Genomic DNA, 18,527 nt, shown 5'->3' on the forward strand with positions numbered 1-18,527 from the left:
TATAATTATATTGTACGGACTTAATCAAGAGTATGCCGTTCGCCAAGGAGCCTGACCGCAAAAACCTGGTCACAAAATCCCCTTAATCCGTTATAAATCCGATGCATTCTTGAATCATGCTGCACCAATCCAAATACTGTCGGACCGCTGCCGCTCATCAGTACGGAATCCGCGCCAAAGCGTTTCATTTGATCTTTAATCTGAGCAACATCATGATGAAGATTCAGCGTAACTTCCTCGAGAACATTGCCCATATTCCGGCAGACCTGCTGATAATTATTTTCTGCAATTCCCTCAATCATGGACTTTGTATCGGGATGCTGCAATCGGGCTACATCTAGCCGTCTGTAAATATCTGCCGTAGAAACTCCAATAAACGGTTTTGCCAGAATCACCCAGCAGGTTGGAGGAACAGGGAGTTCCTGTATCTTTTCTCCTCTGCCGCTTGCGAGTGCCGTTCCTCCATAGACACAAAAAGAAACATCGGAACCAATTTCTGCCCCAAGAGCCGCAAGCTCATCCATTGAGAGGCCAAGACCCCAAAGCTTATTTAACCCCCTTAGAGCCGCAGCTGCATCACTGCTGCCTCCTGCAAGCCCTGCAGCAACCGGTATATTCTTCTCTATAGCAATCGTAACACCCTTTTTAACCCCAAACCTATCTTTTAATAGCTGAGCTGCCTGATAGGCCAGATTCCGCTGATCATCCGGAACAAAGCGGTTATGTGAAAGTATTTTAATTTGGTCTGATTCCTGAAGGGTAAGTTCAACCCTATCTGCCAGATCAATTGTTGTCATAACCATCTCAACTTCATGATAACCGTCTGGACGTTTATGCAAAACATCTAATGTTAAATTTATTTTCGCCGGCGCTTTTATTAAAAGCTTCACTGCGTCCACCTACTTTTGTAAAATTCCACGTTCCTCATATTTTGTCCTATTTTACCACAAAAAGAAAGCTGTAAGACGTCTAATCCGAATTGCTTCCAGAATAATTATTTTAACATCCTTGACGAAAGAAAAAAACGTCCAGCCGGATTTTGGTTTATCTTATTTTGTATAGGTACCAGATAGGCTCCCAAAGGAGTCCAATCGTTTCCTTTTTTTGTTCCATACATTATTTCGGTCACGTAGTGGCTCTTTCAATACCGTAAATCCCTTTTTTCTTGAATTTTGGTCAAGTAGGACACTTTGTTACTATTCTTCCCCTCTGCCTTTGATTTCGGTCAGGGAAATCGTTCTCCACCTAGAAAAAAGAAGCCAGGGCTGCCCCTGACTTCTGCCGATGTGAATTGCTTTTTAAAAGCTTTCCTATTGAAACAGGAAGGTAGTAGTTATTATCGCTTATTGAGTAACTGCTGCTCTGCAAGTTCAATTGCCCTTTTGACCATATTGCCTGCATCTCTTGCACGGATTCCGCCCCAGCCTTCCTGTTGAACGACATCGTAAAAACCAAGATCTTTTGCTAGCTCCTCTTTAAAACGATCAGACATGACGCCTCTTCTTCTGGCCATCTGAAAACAACCCCTTTCATCACTGTCGGCATTTATAGTATGGAAAGGAATCTATTTTTTAATTAATCCTAAAAATGTAAAAAGCAGCAAACCAGATGGTTTCCTGCCCGCTTGAAGCGTTATATTTAGCTTAAAGCCACTTGTCCTGCTGCATCTTCGTAGAAGGTAATTTGAACCGTTTCAGTTAAAACATCTGCATAGCTGTAGGAAACGCGCTCAAAAGCGTTCTCTTCCTGATCTAATTCAATAACAAATACAGAGGGATAAGTTTCGGCAAGTACACCAGACCGTTCAATGGTCTTTCTGCGTCCGCCATTTGCTTTTAGCAACAATCGTTTCCCTAAGTTTGAGTCTAGAGCCTTTTTAATATCGGCTAATGTTTTTGGCATTCGGTCCACCTCACTATGTAAAGTATAACACGCTGACACATTTATGTCAAACAAAAACATAAAATTATATCAGTCAAACAAAAAGTTTGTCAATAACTTTTCTTATGCAATTTCTGATATTTTTCAACATTTTTAGCGTGTCCATTTATAAAAGGTTATATGTATTGGCTTTTAACCCCTTTACAATTCCCCTTTTTTCACAAATATAATCTAGTAAGATAAGCATAAAAATTTTGTACCCTATAAACAAAAAACCTTTCTTCGTAAAGAAAGGCTTGATCTATTCTTCTTCTTGTACTGGTTTGTATGGCATCCCTGTCCTTAAGACGCCTTTTGTTTCAATTCCTCCGAGCCCTTTTTCACCTGAAAGAGTATTTCGAAGGACATCCCATACGTTAATTCTCTCCATGAAGGGTGTAAAGCTTATTTTTGCAACGATATAAACCGGATCTAATGCATGAATATTAATTCTTGATGGAGAACTGGCAAAATTGGCACCTGCCTGGATTAGAGATTCAAAATGTGACTGGCAGGCACCTGCAAAAATAACGAGCTGATCCAGGTGAGGCGATTTTTTTCGTGCCTCTAATACGGTTTGGACAAAATGCCTGGAATGGCGGTATGCATTAATATCCCCCATCTTTCCTTTTGCTTTGGAATAGGCATCATGACCCGTTATAACCAGGATATCAGGCCTGTAATAGTCTATCAGCTGGCCAACCTTTGCAGGCATCTCTTTTTCATTACAGTGAACCCCAAAAACAGGAACACCAATTTTCTCATATACCGTCATGCACTTCTTTAAATAGGCTGAATCACCATCCATATGAAGGACTTTTCCGGGCATCTGAAAATATGCAGCTGTTTTTGAATAGCCGTCGGTCGTTTCATATTCCTGTCTTTGCCGCAGTAAATCTACATCCTGTCTAAAAAGCCGGAAGGATTGTTCTTCCAATGTCTTGGATTCCTCTATAAGCTGTCTCCGAGTGTTTTGGTCAATAACCACAACATCATCATATGGAGCGTCAGCAACGATACGGAAATCCTCACCATAAAGAATGGCATATTTTTTTCCGTTTACTTCAGTTATATCTATAACCCGGAATAGAATATCGCAATTGTATGAATGCCTGCCGACAATATCATTCTTCTTAATTTCCACTGCCGTCACTCCAATAAGACCAGGAATTTATAGGCCTTTATATTTCTCTCATAAGCTATGCAATGGCCTTGCTTGTTGTGAATTGGCAAATTAAGTAAGAAAAAATGTATACCCTGCCGTATTATAAACTATCACCGATAATCCAGCGCTTACCGCCGGGGTTAAACAAGGCGCTTCCGTTTCTATCTCCCCCGGTCTCGCGGATTGCCCGCGGAGCAAGTCTATATGCTTTTATAAACAAATAGTTTAAAAAAAGAGCCAAAAAAAAGACCCTCGATTAAAGGGCCTCATTAAAAAGTGGATACAATTCATCGCTTAAGCGGCCAAATTCCGTGAGTGAAAGAGTTTCTCCTCTTCTGCCTGCTTCAATTCCGCTGGCAGCCAATGCAGCCAGTATCTCCTCTTTCCTCTGTTTTCCATCAGGAAGCTGGCTTGTCAGATTATTTAGGATCGTTTTTCTCCTTTGGGCAAAGCTTGCTTTTGTTACCTGAAAAAAGAAGCTTTCACTTTTAACTTCCACTGGGGGTCTCTCACGTTTAGTCAGTCTTATTACAGCAGAGTCAACATTAGGCTGCGGAACAAAGACTGTTTTAGGAACAACCATCACTATTTCAGCCTTAGTGTAGTATTGAATGGCAATCGATAAAGATCCATACTCCTTCGAACCCGGGCTGGCAGAAATCCTTTCTGCTACTTCCTTTTGGAGCATAACGACTATTCCTCTGATAGGGAGCTGATCTTCCAAAAGCTTCATAATGATTGGTGTTGTTACATAATAAGGGAGATTGGCTACAACCATGACATCCTGATTGGCGCTAAACTCTTCCTCCATCGTTCCTTTAACATCCGCTTTCAGTACATCCTGGTGGATTACTTTTACGTTTGGGTATGGTGAAAGTGTATCCTTTAAAATGGGGAGGAGACGCTGGTCAATTTCAAATGCTGCAACCTTTGCAGCACTTCTGGCAAGCTGCTCAGTAAGAGCTCCAATTCCCGGACCAATTTCAATTACGGCTGAACCTTCTTTAAGCTGAGCCGCTTCGACAATCTTCTTTAAAATATTGGTATCAATTAAAAAATTTTGTCCCAGACTTTTTTTGAATGAGAATCCGTATTTTTCAAGAATCTCCCTCGTTCTGTTGGGAGTTGCAATGTCTTTATTCATTTTCTTCCTCCTGAAGTATTGCAGCAAGGGCTTTTGAAAATTCCTGCCTGCTGATCTGAAACATCATCAAGCGTTTATGAAGCTGTTTTCCATTGGCATAGCCTATTTTAAGAAGCTTTCCAAGCTTTATACGCCTTTCTTTGGCTCCCTCGCCACCTATAAGTCCAGCATCAATCAAATCACCTTGAGTTATAAGCTCCTCTATTTCCTCCTGCATTAAAAGCGCATTCTTTAAAGCTTCGCGTATTACTTCCGGAGTTGCATGCTCCACGCCAAGACCTTTATTATTTTTAGCAATGGCTTTTTCCTTTTCTAAAAATGCATGCTTACAGCCCGGGACATTCTCTGTTATAATTTTCCTTATTTTTTCTCCCGGAAAATCAGGATCAGTGAAAATAATAACACCCCTAGTCTGCTGAGCAAGTTTCACCTTTTCAATTGTTTCACTATTAACCGCTGAACCATTTGTTTCAATCGTATCAGCCTCAACAGCTCTTTTTATTGCTGTTGTATCGTCTTTTCCCTCTACTACTATGATTTCTTTTATTTTCATTTTTCCTCCAAAAAAAGGCTTTTCCAAAGCCATAAATACATATAGACACAAATTAACACAGTTTTTTTCTATATTTTTAATTATTTTTCTTAAATCACCTTGACGGTTTAAAAAAATTTATATATATTGAAAAAAAACTGAAACATTTCTGTAATATAATTCGTCTATATAATAGTAAAACCACATAAATTAATATTAAATGTTCCACTGTTAGTATAAAGAAATCCTGAAAAAAAGCAAAATGCAGAGGACCCCCATCCCCTGCATCAGCATAACTATTTAAGTATTTTAATTTTTACTTTGCGTGCACCCCAACGGTAAGCTTCAGAATTAGAGGGGAAAAAGACGTCGATCTTGAACCCTCTGATTGCACCACCGGTATCAGCCGCTACTGCGTATCCATAACCTTCTACATAAACCTTCGTTCCAAGCGGAATTACACTCGGGTCTACGGCAATTACCTTTGCCCCCGGGTTAGCCAGAAGATTGATTCCTGTAGCTGTATGTCCTGAGCATCCATTGCAGCTGGCTGTATAAGCTGTACTGCTAACATAAAATTCTTTACTTCCACTTACCTCGCCACGTGAAACCTGCTGCGCTAATTCTTTGGTTCCCATTGCTACTACTTTGTCCTGCTTATCTCTTACCTTTTTCTCACTAATCAGTTTTCTGGATTTTTCTTTGCCGTTTTCAAGGATTACTTCAAAGTTTTTAGAGATCAAACCCTGCTGTCCCTCTGTTACCACTTTCTGTTTTCCCTTTTCCAATTGGTTATCCTTCTTGGTTACTACAGCAAATTGTACTGGTTCTTCCACCACATCGGTGACTTTTTCTACTCGAATAACGTTGATAACGGCATTTTCCATGACTGTTTGAGTCAATGACGGTTCAACCCGGTCTAAGTTATTAAGCTTGATTCCCTGTTGTTTTAAAAAGTCAGCGACCGTAGCCGAAGTGGACCAAACCTGTTTCTGATGTTCGCCGTCCACTAGTGTAAGCGGCATTGCTTTTTTGATAGCAACTTCCATCTTACCCTTAATCATTTCTTGCGTTCCTGGAGAAATTTGGTCATGTTCGTTCAAAACAATGTTTTGTTGTTTGAGGAGCTCAGCAACTGTTTCTGCTGTTGTCCAGACTGTTTTTTTCTCGTTTTCTTTCACAATTTGAACCTGTTTAGCCGGTTTCCAGACAATCGCAAGGTTATTTTTCACCTTGGAGTTAGTCGTGGGAAACACGTAATCTTCTGAGCGTAGGGATATATTAAGATCGTCAAAGATGTCCTGAATCGTATCTGCGTGTGTTTTGATGACTGTTTCCTTGCCATTTAATGTTAATGCTACTGTTTTCTTCGATCCCTCATAAAATAGAACTCCGAGGGTAGCTGCAAAAACTAGGAAACTAGCAACGAGAATCATCACTTTCTTTCCGCTCAAAGACTTGGAAAACAGGTTTTTCATGTCTTTGATTACGATGAAAAACGCCTCCTTTTCTTTGGAGTGATTATAAAGAACTATGGTGCCGGCTGTCAACCAATACACTTTGCTGGAACGTATTTTTAATTATGCATAAAGGAGGACAGAATGCAAAGGAAAACTTCTCGACACAAACTATCCTATGATGAAAAGGAGACATGTAGAACATTATATGATTAGAAAAATTAGGACAAGCTTCCCCCGATCTCGACAGATTGTCCTATCGATTTATGCCGAAAACTTTTCTGGCATTCCTGGTTGTCACGCTTGCCACTTCTTCAAGAGAGAGGCCTTTGATTTCAGCAATTTGCTCAGCTACCAATCTTACATAACCGGGTTCATTTCTTTTTCCTCTGTACGGGTGAGGAGCTAAATAAGGACAGTCTGTTTCAATTAGTAATTTTTCCAAAGGAACCTCACCAGCCACCTCTTTTGGTTTTTTCGCATTCTTAAAAGTTACAGGACCTCCAAGGGAAATATAAAAATTCATTTCAACACATTCTTTGGCTGTTTCTGCACTTCCACTGAAGCAGTGCATAATACCCCCTACTTCTTCTGCCCCTTCTTCTTTCAGAATATCAACAATATCTGCTGTAGCTTCACGGTTATGAATAACAATTGGCAGCTTCACTTTTTTAGCCAGCCTGATTTGTTTACGAAAAACTTCCTTTTGAATGTCTTTTGGCGACTTGTCCCAATGATAATCAAGGCCCATTTCCCCAATAGCTACCACCTTAGGATTTGAAGCCAGCTCCTCGATCCATTTCAAGTCTTCCTCTGTCATATCAATGGCATCGACCGGGTGCCAGCCGACACATGCATAAATAAACTCATACTTTTCTGCCAGCTCCATTGCCTTCTTGATTGTTGGCCGGTCAAAGCCGACAACTGTCATCTCCGAAACACCCATTTCCTGTGCACGCGAAATGACTTCTTCTAAATCCTCTTTATATTGCTCATCATTAAGATGGACATGAGTATCAAATAACATAGTTTATCTCCTCTTCAGAAAATTTTAAGAGCATAGAGTTTTACCTTTTTCGCCAAAAAAATCACACTTTGATATTCCTTATTTTACACAGTTCGACGAATTTTAGAAAAGAATTCTCCCTTTAGAAAAATAAAAAGGAATGCTCCTGACGCTGTTACACGTGGAACATTCCAAGGTTAATTACTTCACTTTTGCCCCGTTTGGAAGGCTTTCATCTACTGAAGCAACCGACAGTTTCCCTTCGACAGAACCTGCCAAAATCATACCTTCTGACAACTCGCCGCGAAGTTTTACTGGTTTTAAATTTGTTACGCAAATAACCTTTCGGCCAACTAATTCTTCAGGCTTATAATATTGTGCAATACCTGAAACTACCTGACGTTTTTCATAACCAAGATCCAACTGAAGCTTTAACAGCTTATCAGCTTTTTTCACTGGCTCAACATGGAGTACTGTTGCCACCCGCAAGTCAATTTTCATAAAATCATCAATCGAAATTTCTTCAGTATCAGGTTTTTCAACCTCAACCTTTGGCTCTTCCTTCACAGGCTCAGTTCCCTGCATTTGAGTTTTAATGAATTCAACCTCATCTGCAATTTCAAGACGAGGGAAAATTGGGTTTCCTTTTTGAACTTTGGTTCCTGCCGCAATCTTAGAGAACTCTGCAAGGCTATCCCATGCCTTTAATTCTTCTGAATCCAGTCCAAGCTGTCCAAAAATTTCAGAAGGAGTTTTTGTTAAGAACGGTTTAAGTAATACAGCCACCCTGCGCAGAGATTCTGCCAGGTGAACCATTACACTTTCAAGTTCAGGTTTAGCTTCTTCATTTTTCGCAAGATTCCACGGCTGCGTTTCATCAATGTACTTATTTGTCCTGCTGATTAGCTGCCAAATGGCTGAAAGGGCTACTGAGAACTCCATATTTTCCATAGCTTCTTCATATTTCTCGACTGTTTCTTTATTCATCTCCTGAAGTGAGGAATCGAACTTGCCAACAGTTCCTTTATACTCAGGGATAAAGCCGTCAAAGTAGCGGTCTATCATAGCTACCGTTCTGTTCAGCAGGTTTCCAAGATCATTTGCCAAGTCAAAATTGATTCTTTCGACAAAGCCTTCTGGAGTAAATACACCATCTGCGCCAAAAGGAACTTCACGAAGCAAATAATAACGGAGAGCGTCAAGTCCATATCTGTCAATCAAGGTGACCGGATCTACTACGTTTCCTTTAGATTTGGACATCTTTCCGTCCTTCATCAAAAGCCAGCCATGGGCAAATACCTTTTTAGGAAGAGGTATATCCAAAGCCATTAACATAATTGGCCAGTAAATAGTGTGGAAACGGACAATTTCCTTACCTACCAGATGAACATCAGCTGGCCAGTATTTTAAATACTTGGAATCATTATCTGTTCCATAGCCAAGAGCCGTAATATAGTTAGATAAAGCATCTATCCATACATAAATAACATGTTTAGGATCACCAGGAACTTTTATTCCCCAGTCAAATGAGGTTCTTGAAACTGCAAGATCCTCCAGGCCCGGCTTAATAAAGTTATTGACCATTTCATTCTTCCGCGATTCAGGCTGGATAAAATCCGGGTTTTCCTCGTAGAATTTTAAAAGACGGTCAGCATATTTGCTCATTCTGAAAAAATAGGATTCTTCCTTAACCTTTTCAACTGGCCTTCCGCAGTCAGGGCATTTTCCTTCGACCAATTGGCGGTCAGTAAAAAACGCTTCATCCGGAGTACAGTACCATCCTTCATATTGATCCAGATAAATGTCTCCCTGTTCAAGAAGCTTGGCAAATAGTATTTCGACAATTTCTTTATGTCGGTCTTGAGTAGTCCGAATAAAATCATCATATGAAATATCAAGCTTTTTCCATAAATCCTGAATTCCGCTCACGATCTCATCTACATATTGCTGAGGTGTGATTCCCTTTTCTTCAGCCTTCCGCTGAATTTTTTGACCATGCTCATCTGTTCCTGTCAGATACATAACGTCATAACCACGCATCCTCTTATAGCGTGCCATTGCATCGCCTGCCACTGTGGTGTAGGCATGCCCAATATGTAAATTTCCGCTTGGATAGTAAATTGGTGTTGTCAGATAAAATGTCTTTAACTTTTCATTCATGAAAGTCCCTCCTTATCTTTCTATAAAAAATGAATAATATATTCATTATTGCCTCTTTCCTTGCTATTATATCAACAAAATATACCGAAAATCTGCTGTTTGTGCAATAATCCTGCCATTAAAATCCTGCAGTTGGGTAAAATAACCTTTTTAACTATCCCTATAAAAAGCTTAGTGGTAACGAATCATATGACGGGACATTTTAAATTACTGTTGAAATATGTCGAAAAAGTGGACAATCATCATTTTATTAAAATTATTCAATTTTTGACTTTTCTATATAAAACTTTATTACTTTTATAAAGAAAACATTGATTGTATAGTGTTTTATAGTTATTCCAAAAGTTTCTATTATTTTTCCGGCGAAAGTAATTGACGTTTTTTGGAATGGCTGGTATTATTAAGGTGTTGAAAATTTTGTCGAATAATGACGAATAAAACTATATAGAGAAAATGTTTATAAGCGAGAGGAGAAAATTTAAATGAAATCTACTGGTATCGTTCGTAAAGTTGATGAGTTGGGCCGTGTGGTTATTCCAATCGAATTAAGACGTACACTTGGTATTGCTGAAAAGGATGCTCTTGAAATCTATGTTGATGACGAGCGCATTATTTTGAAAAAATACAAGCCAAATATGACTTGCCAAATCACTGGTGAAGTTTCTGATGACAATATCACCCTTGCAGGCGGAAAATTAATTCTTAGCCGTGAAGGTGCAGAGCAACTAATCAAGGAAATCCAAAACACTTTTGAAACTGTAAAATAAGATTAGAAACTTGATTAAACGATATAGATATAAAAAGCTTCTCCTTCCAGCTGGAGAAGCTTTTTTATTATTCTCGGCTGTCCTTAATCAATATGAAAGGCCTGATAAACTTCCCTTTTATTCATTCCCCTGTCTTTAGCCGCCTGTTTAATTGCCTCTTTGGAATTCATTTGCCCAGATTCTATGTAATGATTCACATGATCCTCGATAGATATATTTGCCCACCATAAGTTTTCCTCCTGCGGTACCTCATCCGTACCTTCTATGATTAGGCAAAACTCTCCCCTTGGATCATTCTCATCCGCCCAGCTGACCACTTCGCTTATCGTTCCTCTTACAAATTCCTCAAATTTTTTTGTAAGCTCTCTGCACACAGCAATCCTTCGGTCACCTAATACCTCAAGAAGCAGAGCAAGAGTGTCTTTTAACCGGTGGGGCGATTCATAAAAAATCAACGATGCTTGTTGTTTCTTTAATTCTTCAAGCTCTTTTCGCTTTTCTTTCTTTTGCCGATTTAAAAAGCCATAGAAATAAAAAGGCTGGCTTAATAGCCCAGAAGCAATCAAGGCTGTAACAGCAGCATTTGCCCCAGGGAGTGGAACTACAGTCAGCCTTTCTTTAATCGCACTTTCAACAAGTTCGAATCCCGGGTCGGAGATGGCTGGCGTACCTGCATCAGTTACAACGGCGATTTTGGCACCCTCCCGCAGTTTTTCAATCAGCTTGCCCCCGCTTGCTTCCTTATTATGTTCGTGGTAGCTAATTAGCGGTGTTGTGATCTCAAAATGATTGCATAGTTTTTTTGTATTACGGGTATCTTCTGCAGCAATAAGATCCGCTTCTTTTAAAATTCGGACGGCCCGGAAGGTCATATCCTCAAGATTGCCAATAGGTGTTGGAACCAGATAGAGTATCCCTTTAGTATTTTCATTTTCAAAGCTTTTCTGCTGCCACATTTATATCACTCGCTTCTCTATTTAAAAATTGCTCTTTTTTCAGCCTGGTTAATTGCTTAAACCTATATTCTGCTTTCATTGCTTCCTCTTTTGTATCAAATTCTTTGGCAAATGTAAGACTGACAGGACCACGCCCTCTTGTGTACTTGGCTCCTTTCCCTTCATTATGAAGCTTCAGGCGCCTTTCAAGATTATTGGTATATCCGCCATAATAACTGCCATCCCTGCATGTTAACACATAAAAATAATGTTCGTTATTCACCATATAAAATCTCTCTTATCTCTGCAGTATATTCATTTTCCTCATTATAAACAAACAGAGGAGGTAAAATCTTTAAATCTGGATTTCCATCCTTAGCTCCTTCAACAAGCAGGATATTGGATTCCTTGCCTGCCTTCGGATAAACAAACTGAATCCTTTTTGGCTCAAGCCGATATCTTCTCATCAATGTAATAATATCTATTAGTCTTCCTGGACGGTGGACAAACGCCGCCTTCCCCCCGGGCCTCAATAATTGGCTTGATACCCGAACCGTATCTTCCAGTGTACAGAATATTTCATGGCGTGCTATGGCTAAATGTTCGTTAGGGTTCATTTCATTCTTAGAAGGTGTAGGAAAATATGGAGGATTGCAAGTAACAATATCATATTTACCATGACCCAGCTTTTCCGGCATTTCTTTAATATCTCCGTGAATCATATGAAGCCGATCCTGAAGTCCATTATAATCAATACTTCTTACAGCCATATCATAAAGGCGCTCCTGAATTTCTACCCCAGTAATAGTACCTTTTGTCCTCGCACTAAGAAAAAGCGGAATAACCCCATTTCCACTGCATAAATCAATTAAATTCCCTTTTTGAATCGGGACATATGCAAACCTTGCAAGAAGAACGGCATCCAGGGAAAAAGCAAAGACAGAGGGACTTTGAATAATCCGCAAATCCTCAGCAAGCAAATAATCCAACCGTTCATCATCTTTTAATATAACCATTAATAATCCTCCGTTAAAATATCCTTATAACCAGAAAAATAGCCTTCCAAATGGAAGGCTGTCTACTTTTTATTGAGAAATGATAAACAGAATAAGCAGTCTCCCTCTTTTCGCAAACTTCCAAAATGCAGATTGCAGATATGGAATCCTTCCTGGTAAAGACGGGCAAGATTGTCGTATCCCTCGCCAATATCAATGGCTTTTTCACCTTTACTAACAGTCGGGCCTGGCTTTTTCCGTTTATCCCCTTTTGCTTTTACTTCTGTAGCGGTTAAATCAAGACGGCGTCTCAAAAGTTCATTCTCAATTTTTAACCCGTGATTTTCTTCTAGTATTTCCGCCAAATGCTGCTTTAACTCACCAAGTCTCTGGTAAAGCTCGCCAATTTGGCTCTCCATATTCGTCACTGATTCAAAAATCTCTTTCTTATCCACGCTTCCACCTCATTAATCTGTGGATTGTACAGAAAAGGCACCTTCTTTAATAATTTCCTCCAGCGTGTACTCCAGAACTCTTTCCTGCTCTTTAAACTCTATCTGAAGAACTCGCTCCAAAATATTTAAACCTACAACTTTCCCTTTGCCCATTGGAGTTTCAATAAATTCTCCCAGGTCCGGAAGCTGCTCTTTTGCAGATTCATATTCATCATTTTCGTACTTTAGGCAGCACATTAAACGTCCGCATAAGCCGGAAATCTTTGTAGGATTTAAAGAAAGATTTTGATCCTTGGCCATTTTAATTGAAACCGGATCGAAGTCACCTAAAAAAGTTGAACAGCAAAGCATACGTCCGCATGGCCCGATACCACCCAGCATTTTTGCTTCATCTCTTACTCCAATCTGGCGAAGTTCGATTCGGGTACGGAAAATTGCTGCCAGATCTTTTACCAGCTCACGGAAATCAACTCTTCCATCAGCGGTAAAATAAAAGATTACTTTATTGCGGTCAAATGTATATTCTACATCTACAAGCTTCATATCAAGATTATGCTCATTTACTTTATCACAGCACACTTCGTATGCTTCCCGTGCGGCCTGTCTGTTTTCTTCCACCAGCATCCGGTCCTTTTGATCTGCAATTCTGACAACCTTTTTCAATGGAAGCACTACATCATGCTCGTCCACTTGTTTACGTGGAACTACAGCTTTTCCATATTCCACGCCGCGGACAGTTTCCACGATGACAAAGTCGTCTTTTTGAATTGAGAGATCTCCGGGATCGAAATAATATATTTTCCCCGCTTTTTTGAAGCGTACTCCTACAACATCATACAAGTGTAGATCCCTCCTGCAATTTTAAAACAAGCTGCTCCATCATCAATTGAAGATTCATATTCGCCTGCAGCTTTCTTTTGGCATCCAGAATGGCAGTCATTTGCCCAGAGATGCTTTTTCCTGAAGTATGCAGAGCAAATTGCTTTAAACGCTCACTTTCCTTTTTAAAGACAATTTGATCCTGCTTGTCTAGCTGTATATATAATAAATCCTTAAAAATAAGCAATAAAAGATCTAAACCACGATTTACCTGCTCTTTATCTTTAAAGTGTGGAAACCAATCCCCCTGAAGGGTGACCATTGCTTCAAGCGGATTTTTTTTCAACACTTCATATAATTTTACCACTATTTTTTGGGCTTGTGCAAACCAATCATCGACATTTAGTGCTATCGCCTCATCCAAATTATTCGTGATATGTGCAAGTAAAGGGGCATTTTGTAAATCAATGCCGTTTTCTGTCAGTTGTTTAACCATGGCAGAAGTGGGTAAAGGTTTAAAAGATAAAATTTGGCATCTGGATATAATAGTTGGAAGTATCTGCTGAACCTGCTCTGTAACCAGCAGGGCCGTTGTCTGTGAGTTTGGTTCTTCCAAGAATTTCAGAAGGCTGTTAGCAGCTCCTGGAGACATTTTGTCGGCATCGATTATCATATAAATCTTTCTGGATGACTCTACAGCCTTTTTCGAAAACTCTTCCTGTAATTCTTTAATCTGCTGTTTTTTTATTGATAACCCATCCGGCTCCAAAAGATGAATATCCGGATGATTTCCACTGTGAATTCTTTTGCAGTTATTGCAGCTTTCACAGGGTTTATATCCTTCAACAGGTGATTCGCAAAACAAGGAACGGGCAAGCAGCAAACCGATATCCCTTTTTCCGGTGCCCCTCATGCCTTCCAGTAAATAAGCATGGCCTACGCGGTTCTTTACTATGCTGTTTTTCAACATTTTCAGCACTGTAGGCTGCATTTCTTCCAATTGTCCCCATGTTTTAGCCAACCCTATCACTCTCTTACGTATATAGATTAATCAATAGACCCTTGATTTCCCCTATTTTCCCTAATACATCTATTGACTTTTCTTCTTTTTGCGTTAATTCCTCGGTTAATTCAATCAGCTTCTGATCTATTGTTTCCACTGTCTTTAACGATCTTCCCTGCCCAAACTGGTTCCAGCTATGGGACTGCTTAAGCCCCATGCCAAAATCCACGGTTTCTTTAACAAATTTCTTTACCAATGTCTTAAACTTTGCTAAATCCTTAAAGTTTCGGGAACGGGCAAGCCTGTCCCCTGCAGTTCCAATATCATCTAGCAGCTGCCTTAGACCATCGACATGAAGCTTTTGTTCCTGTTTTTGGACATAGTCATTAAACCTTGAACTATTTAAAGGCTGCTGCTTTTGGTCTGCCTTCAGCTGATCTATATTCAAGCGTAAATCCTGATTAATTTTCATCTTTTTTTCCTCGGACTTTTCTTCTAAAATTGCATAAAGTGTTCAACTGGTAATACAAATACTGTAGCTCCGCCTACTTGTACTTCAACGGGATATGGGACATAAGAGTCTGCGTTTCCTCCCATTGGAGATACAGGAGCGACCAGCTGGTCTCTTGACTTGCAGCTTTCCTTAATAACTTGAAGGGCTTTATCTACACGGATGTCATCAGTACCAATCATAAAGGTTGTATTTCCAGCCCTTAAAAAACCACCTGTTGAAGCAAGCTTAGTAGAACGGAAATTGTTCTCCATCAGAGCCTGTGATAAACGATTGCTATCCTGATCCTGTACAACAGCTAAAATTAACTTCATATAAATCTCCCCTTCAATTTATTCCCGACAATATTCTCTTTCTATTATAACAGGTATTAATGTTCCATACATGGTAATCAAAATGGAAATTATCAGGAATTCCTATTATAATCTTAATCTTTACCCTTTTTTTATTGAATTTAAGCTAGCAGGCAAAACAGTAAGAATTTTTATATAAAAAAAGCCTTCTGAGAAGGCTCATTTTCTTATTTTTTCGATACGTTCTTTAAGACTTTCTAATGCAAATGTAAAAACATCCTCCACAGAAGCTGAAGCATCAATTGATATAAATCTCTCCGGGAAGCGTTCTTTTAAAATTAAATAGCCTTCTCTCACCTTTTTATGGAAATCGAGAGCTTCGAGATCAAGCCGGTTGATCTCCCTGCCCTTATGACTGTTTATCCGCTTTAATCCCTCTTCAGGTTCAATATCAAAATAAAGAGTCGTATCAGGCATCATATTTTCAATAGCAAACTGATTAATCGTAAATACTTCTTCCATTCCCAAGCCTCGGGCATAGCCCTGGTAAGCAAGCGAACTATCAACAAATCTGTCACAAAGGACTATACTTCCTTTTTCTAGAGCAGGCTTTACCTTCTCTGTAAGGTGCTGTCTTCTGGCCGCCGCATATAGCAGGGCTTCGGTCCTCGGGTCCATTGCAGTATTATCAGGATTCAGGATCACCTTCCTGATTTGTTCTGCAATTTCAATTCCACCCGGTTCTCTTGTCATCAGCACTGGATATCCTTCTTCTTCAAGCCGTTGTGCGAGCATGGCTATCACTGTGGATTTCCCTGCTCCCTCGGGCCCTTCAATCGTAATAAATACTCCGTTTTCCATAAAAAATTATACCCTCCAAAAACCGGTCCTATGTAATGCCATTAAGGCCGAAATACTTTCAGCATATTTTTTTCTATAATCGAGCCTCCCTGAAATCTGGCTCCGCTGTTTCTTAATTTCAGTAGGTTTTCCAACATTAATATTGTAATCCTTTCTCCTGCCAGGATTAAAGGGATTCCTGGCGGATAGGGGATAATCGATTCAGCTGCAATTTCTCCCACTGCCTCATGTAGGGGGATCTCTGCTTCCTCATAGTTAGGCATTTCATCAAAAGGGATAGTAAGCTCAGAGATGACATTCCCTTTATATTTAGTGTAACTTGGCTGAACGGCTGTTTTTATATCTTTTAAAGAGCGTCTTATTTTTTCTAACGTTTTATTGACCGGGTATTCCATTCCATCCTTCAGCAAAGGGAAAACAAACAAAACGTTAAAAGGATCCGCCAGCTCCGTATATATATCATTAGCCTCCAGAAGACTTTGGATTTCAAAACCACTTAAACCACAGGCAGATTGTATCGTTATTTTTAAAGGGTCGCCCTGTCCATTTGGATATTCCAAAACTTTAATTTGGGGTATTTCCTTCAAAAACTGCCTGAAAAAATCAATTTGTTTAAGTACATACGTCTTATCCACTTCTCCATAAGTACCAAGATAACCCCTGGCTAAATCCAAAGAGGCCATTATTGGGTATGATGGGCTGCTGGATTGGAAAATACGCAAATATTCTTCAACAAACTCAAGCTTTATTCTCTGGCTATTAAAATGCAAATATGAACCCATTGTCATTGCTGGAAGGGTCTTATGCGCAGATTGAACAACAATATCAGCTCCAAGCTCCACTGCTGATGACGGAAATGAACCACCTAGTTTAAAATGCGCCCCATGGGCTTCATCAACCAGAACAGGAATATTCTTTTCATGTGCTAAAGTGATAATGCTTTCCATATCCCCGGCTATCCCATAATAATTCGGATAGGTAAGGATCAGTGCCTTTGCCTGGGGATAGACTTCAAGTGCTTTTTCAACTGTTTCCCTGCTTATTCCGGATGCTATTTTCCAGTCAACCAAATAGTCAGGACCTAGAAAAACGGGCTTGGCCTTTGCAAGCTTTAAAGCATTCATAATGGACTTATGGCAATTTCTTTGTACTAGAACTACATCATTTACTTTACATGCTGCCATTACCATAGCTAAATTGCCAGAAGTAGAGCCATTTACAAGAAAAAAGCTTTTATATGCTCCATATAAATTGGCAAGCAGTATCTGCGCTTCACGGATGGGACCTTCAGGAGAATGCAAATCATCGAGTCCGGTAATTTCCGTAGCATCCAATTTAAGAATTCCTCTAAAGTTTTCCCTTTCTTCAGTTGGAAAAACTTCTCCATATTTATGCCCAGGTACATGAAATGAAATAGGCTTTTTGCTGCTATGTTCGATGAGCGCTGTATATAAAGGTGTCTTTTTTTGATCCATTATCTTTACTTCCTTATAAGTGTCTAATCCATTCTATCAAAAAGCAGTGGCCGGTACATCTTTTTAGAAAAACTTAGCATCCGCAAAGTCCATTTTGCGGATGCTAGTTTTTCTTATGCGTTCAGAATCTATGGATATAAATTTTGATTAGCTAAAAAAAAGCCCTTAACAGGACTCTTAGGAAAAAATTTCAGGTGTCGTTATCTTTTTTAACTGTTTTAAAAAATACTTATATTTTGGATGATTCGTTTCTGTATGAATCAGTTCCATTTCGCATTCAGTGCAGATAAAGACAGTGTATAGATGAATACCCTTTTCTTTAAATTCCTCACAAATAACGCAGCTTTCCCCAGGCTGGTTATGCGCAAATAACGAACTCATTCCTCCACCTCCATACACCCATTCTGCCCTGGCCCTTGGATTTGTATACAATTTTTCGAATTATATTTTTGCTATAGTACTTGAATACTATTTTATGAGTCTCTTTGGGTTTACGTGTATGTCTATCTTGGATTTCTTAAAAAGGACGGGAAGTATTTTATCTTTTAGGTTGTTTATAGAGTTATAGGACAATATTTACCCTTATTGGAACCTATAATGTGGTTTCATGGCAGGCTGTGTGGGCTCCGGAACTTAGATTAAGCAGAGGAGGACGGACTGAGTGTGGAGAATAGCTGGTTTTGTGTAGAGAAGATCTCATTATGTGTAGATTGTTGATTTCCGCCTCCAAGCGATCATTATCTCTAGGCGGTGAAGGCTACTGCCTGTTTGCTGCTATAGTTGATTCTGCCCGTGAGACGCTGATTAAAGGTTAATTCTTTGCTCATGTGTTTATACTTTGTCCCCGATAGACCGGTTCAAGGACAAAGTCTTTGCTCCTGTGGTTGAGTTTTGTCTCCGAGACGCTATTCATAAACAAATAAAAAAGACAACCCATACAGGTTGTCTTTCGTTTGCCTGGCAACGTCCTACTCTCACAGGGACGCATGTCCCAACTACCATCGGCGCTGAGAAGCTTAACTTCCGTGT

General features: G+C 39.6%; 21 protein-coding genes and 1 rRNA gene. 1 reads left to right on the plus strand and 21 read right to left on the minus strand.

Annotated features, from left to right (window positions below):
- Window positions 1-20: 20 nt before the first annotated feature.
- The 9 genes from ispE to metG all read right to left on the minus strand — a co-directional run bounded on the left by ispE (window position 21) and on the right by metG (window position 9,384).
- The gene (gene ispE, locus AC3WR0_RS22100; protein WP_492554312.1) at window positions 21-890 is read right to left on the minus strand and encodes a 4-(cytidine 5'-diphospho)-2-C-methyl-D-erythritol kinase; all 870 of its coding nucleotides are present in this window, start codon (window positions 888-890) and stop codon (window positions 21-23) included.
- Window positions 891-1,336: 446 nt separating this feature from the next.
- Window positions 1,337-1,513 (minus strand): small, acid-soluble spore protein, alpha/beta type, encoded by a 177-nt coding sequence (locus AC3WR0_RS22105; protein ID WP_027322577.1) that lies wholly within the window; start codon window positions 1,511-1,513, stop codon window positions 1,337-1,339.
- Between the two features lie 125 nt (window positions 1,514-1,638).
- Window positions 1,639-1,902, minus strand: a complete 264-nt coding sequence (gene veg, locus AC3WR0_RS22110) for a biofilm formation stimulator Veg (protein WP_027322578.1) — start codon at window positions 1,900-1,902, stop codon at window positions 1,639-1,641.
- Window positions 1,903-2,182: 280 nt separating this feature from the next.
- Window positions 2,183-3,073, minus strand: coding sequence for a sporulation peptidase YabG (gene yabG, locus AC3WR0_RS22115; protein WP_492554313.1), 891 nt, complete (start codon window positions 3,071-3,073; stop codon window positions 2,183-2,185).
- A 268-nt stretch (window positions 3,074-3,341) separates the two neighbouring features.
- A complete protein-coding gene (gene rsmA / locus AC3WR0_RS22120; protein WP_492554314.1) occupies window positions 3,342-4,229 on the minus strand; it encodes a 16S rRNA (adenine(1518)-N(6)/adenine(1519)-N(6))-dimethyltransferase RsmA in 888 nt (295 codons plus the stop codon).
- Window positions 4,222-4,782 (minus strand): ribonuclease M5, encoded by a 561-nt coding sequence (rnmV, locus tag AC3WR0_RS22125; RefSeq protein WP_492554315.1) that lies wholly within the window; start codon window positions 4,780-4,782, stop codon window positions 4,222-4,224. The genes rsmA and rnmV overlap by 8 nt, the downstream gene beginning before the upstream one ends.
- A 275-nt stretch (window positions 4,783-5,057) precedes the next feature.
- Window positions 5,058-6,239: a ubiquitin-like domain-containing protein gene (locus AC3WR0_RS22130; protein ID WP_492554326.1), complete on the minus strand. Its 1,182-nt coding sequence runs from the start codon at window positions 6,237-6,239 to the stop codon at window positions 5,058-5,060.
- Window positions 6,240-6,474: 235 nt separating this feature from the next.
- Window positions 6,475-7,245, minus strand: a complete 771-nt coding sequence (locus tag AC3WR0_RS22135) for a TatD family hydrolase (protein WP_492554316.1) — start codon at window positions 7,243-7,245, stop codon at window positions 6,475-6,477.
- 180 nt (window positions 7,246-7,425) lie between these two features.
- Window positions 7,426-9,384 (minus strand): methionine--tRNA ligase, encoded by a 1,959-nt coding sequence (gene metG, locus AC3WR0_RS22140; protein WP_492554317.1) that lies wholly within the window; start codon window positions 9,382-9,384, stop codon window positions 7,426-7,428.
- Between the two features lie 482 nt (window positions 9,385-9,866).
- On the opposite strand from metG, the gene abrB reads away from it, so the two are divergent.
- Entirely contained in the window at window positions 9,867-10,151 is a 285-nt protein-coding gene (abrB, locus tag AC3WR0_RS22145) for a transition state genes transcriptional regulator AbrB (RefSeq protein ID WP_027322585.1), read from the plus strand.
- 83 nt (window positions 10,152-10,234) lie between these two features.
- On the opposite strand, the gene rsmI is transcribed toward abrB, so the two are convergent.
- The 12 genes from rsmI to rrf all read right to left on the minus strand — a co-directional run.
- Window positions 10,235-11,107, minus strand: coding sequence for a 16S rRNA (cytidine(1402)-2'-O)-methyltransferase (gene rsmI / locus AC3WR0_RS22150; RefSeq protein WP_492554318.1), 873 nt, complete (start codon window positions 11,105-11,107; stop codon window positions 10,235-10,237).
- Complete coding sequence (locus AC3WR0_RS22155) at window positions 11,085-11,372, minus strand: GIY-YIG nuclease family protein (RefSeq protein ID WP_492554319.1); 288 nt, start codon at window positions 11,370-11,372, stop codon at window positions 11,085-11,087. Before AC3WR0_RS22155 ends, rsmI begins: the two co-directional genes overlap by 23 nt.
- Window positions 11,362-12,102, minus strand: coding sequence for a tRNA1(Val) (adenine(37)-N6)-methyltransferase (locus AC3WR0_RS22160; protein WP_492554320.1), 741 nt, complete (start codon window positions 12,100-12,102; stop codon window positions 11,362-11,364). Before AC3WR0_RS22160 ends, AC3WR0_RS22155 begins: the two co-directional genes overlap by 11 nt.
- A gap of 62 nt (window positions 12,103-12,164) precedes the next feature.
- The gene (gene yabA / locus AC3WR0_RS22165; protein ID WP_027322589.1) at window positions 12,165-12,536 is read right to left on the minus strand and encodes a DNA replication initiation control protein YabA; all 372 of its coding nucleotides are present in this window, start codon (window positions 12,534-12,536) and stop codon (window positions 12,165-12,167) included.
- Window positions 12,537-12,548: 12 nt separating this feature from the next.
- Window positions 12,549-13,376: a PSP1 domain-containing protein gene (locus tag AC3WR0_RS22170; RefSeq protein ID WP_027322590.1), complete on the minus strand. Its 828-nt coding sequence runs from the start codon at window positions 13,374-13,376 to the stop codon at window positions 12,549-12,551.
- Window positions 13,369-14,376, minus strand: a complete 1,008-nt coding sequence (gene holB / locus AC3WR0_RS22175) for a DNA polymerase III subunit delta' (protein ID WP_492554321.1) — start codon at window positions 14,374-14,376, stop codon at window positions 13,369-13,371. Before holB ends, AC3WR0_RS22170 begins: the two co-directional genes overlap by 8 nt.
- 13 nt (window positions 14,377-14,389) lie before the next feature.
- Entirely contained in the window at window positions 14,390-14,830 is a 441-nt protein-coding gene (locus AC3WR0_RS22180; protein WP_027322592.1) for a YaaR family protein, read from the minus strand.
- A gap of 23 nt (window positions 14,831-14,853) precedes the next feature.
- On the minus strand, window positions 14,854-15,183 hold the full coding sequence (gene darA, locus AC3WR0_RS22185; protein ID WP_027322593.1) for a cyclic di-AMP receptor DarA: 330 nt from the start codon (window positions 15,181-15,183) through the stop codon (window positions 14,854-14,856).
- Between the two features lie 198 nt (window positions 15,184-15,381).
- The gene (gene tmk, locus AC3WR0_RS22190) at window positions 15,382-16,023 is read right to left on the minus strand and encodes a dTMP kinase (protein WP_492554322.1); all 642 of its coding nucleotides are present in this window, start codon (window positions 16,021-16,023) and stop codon (window positions 15,382-15,384) included.
- 41 nt (window positions 16,024-16,064) lie between these two features.
- Window positions 16,065-17,498: an aminotransferase class I/II-fold pyridoxal phosphate-dependent enzyme gene (locus tag AC3WR0_RS22195; RefSeq protein WP_492554323.1), complete on the minus strand. Its 1,434-nt coding sequence runs from the start codon at window positions 17,496-17,498 to the stop codon at window positions 16,065-16,067.
- Between the two features lie 177 nt (window positions 17,499-17,675).
- Complete coding sequence (locus AC3WR0_RS22200) at window positions 17,676-17,879, minus strand: sigma factor G inhibitor Gin (RefSeq protein WP_027322596.1); 204 nt, start codon at window positions 17,877-17,879, stop codon at window positions 17,676-17,678.
- A gap of 574 nt (window positions 17,880-18,453) precedes the next feature.
- A 5S ribosomal RNA gene (gene rrf, locus AC3WR0_RS22205) occupies window positions 18,454-18,527 on the minus strand; the annotation flags it as partial.

Source organism: Neobacillus sp. FW104-15D2, assembly GCF_058790155.1.

Bases quoted from the DNA above. Each gene is read 5' to 3' on its own strand.
- AC3WR0_RS22105 (WP_027322577.1), bottom strand. From the start codon at position 1,513: ATGGCCAGAAGAAGAGGCGTCATGTCTGATCGTTTTAAAGAGGAGCTA.
- veg (WP_027322578.1), bottom strand. From the start codon at position 1,902: ATGCCAAAAACATTAGCCGATATTAAAAAGGCTCTAGACTCAAACTTA.
- rsmA (WP_492554314.1), bottom strand. From the start codon at position 4,229: ATGAATAAAGACATTGCAACTCCCAACAGAACGAGGGAGATTCTTGAA.
- rnmV (WP_492554315.1), bottom strand. From the start codon at position 4,782: ATGAAAATAAAAGAAATCATAGTAGTAGAGGGAAAAGACGATACAACA.
- AC3WR0_RS22130 (WP_492554326.1), bottom strand. From the start codon at position 6,239: ATGAAAAACCTGTTTTCCAAGTCTTTGAGCGGAAAGAAAGTGATGATT.
- AC3WR0_RS22135 (WP_492554316.1), bottom strand. From the start codon at position 7,245: ATGTTATTTGATACTCATGTCCATCTTAATGATGAGCAATATAAAGAG.
- metG (WP_492554317.1), bottom strand. From the start codon at position 9,384: ATGAATGAAAAGTTAAAGACATTTTATCTGACAACACCAATTTACTAT.
- abrB (WP_027322585.1), top strand. From the start codon at position 9,867: ATGAAATCTACTGGTATCGTTCGTAAAGTTGATGAGTTGGGCCGTGTG.
- rsmI (WP_492554318.1), bottom strand. From the start codon at position 11,107: ATGTGGCAGCAGAAAAGCTTTGAAAATGAAAATACTAAAGGGATACTC.
- AC3WR0_RS22155 (WP_492554319.1), bottom strand. From the start codon at position 11,372: ATGGTGAATAACGAACATTATTTTTATGTGTTAACATGCAGGGATGGC.
- AC3WR0_RS22160 (WP_492554320.1), bottom strand. From the start codon at position 12,102: ATGGTTATATTAAAAGATGATGAACGGTTGGATTATTTGCTTGCTGAG.
- AC3WR0_RS22180 (WP_027322592.1), bottom strand. From the start codon at position 14,830: ATGAAAATTAATCAGGATTTACGCTTGAATATAGATCAGCTGAAGGCA.
- darA (WP_027322593.1), bottom strand. From the start codon at position 15,183: ATGAAGTTAATTTTAGCTGTTGTACAGGATCAGGATAGCAATCGTTTA.
- tmk (WP_492554322.1), bottom strand. From the start codon at position 16,023: ATGGAAAACGGAGTATTTATTACGATTGAAGGGCCCGAGGGAGCAGGG.
- AC3WR0_RS22195 (WP_492554323.1), bottom strand. From the start codon at position 17,498: ATGGATCAAAAAAAGACACCTTTATATACAGCGCTCATCGAACATAGC.
- AC3WR0_RS22200 (WP_027322596.1), bottom strand. From the start codon at position 17,879: ATGAGTTCGTTATTTGCGCATAACCAGCCTGGGGAAAGCTGCGTTATT.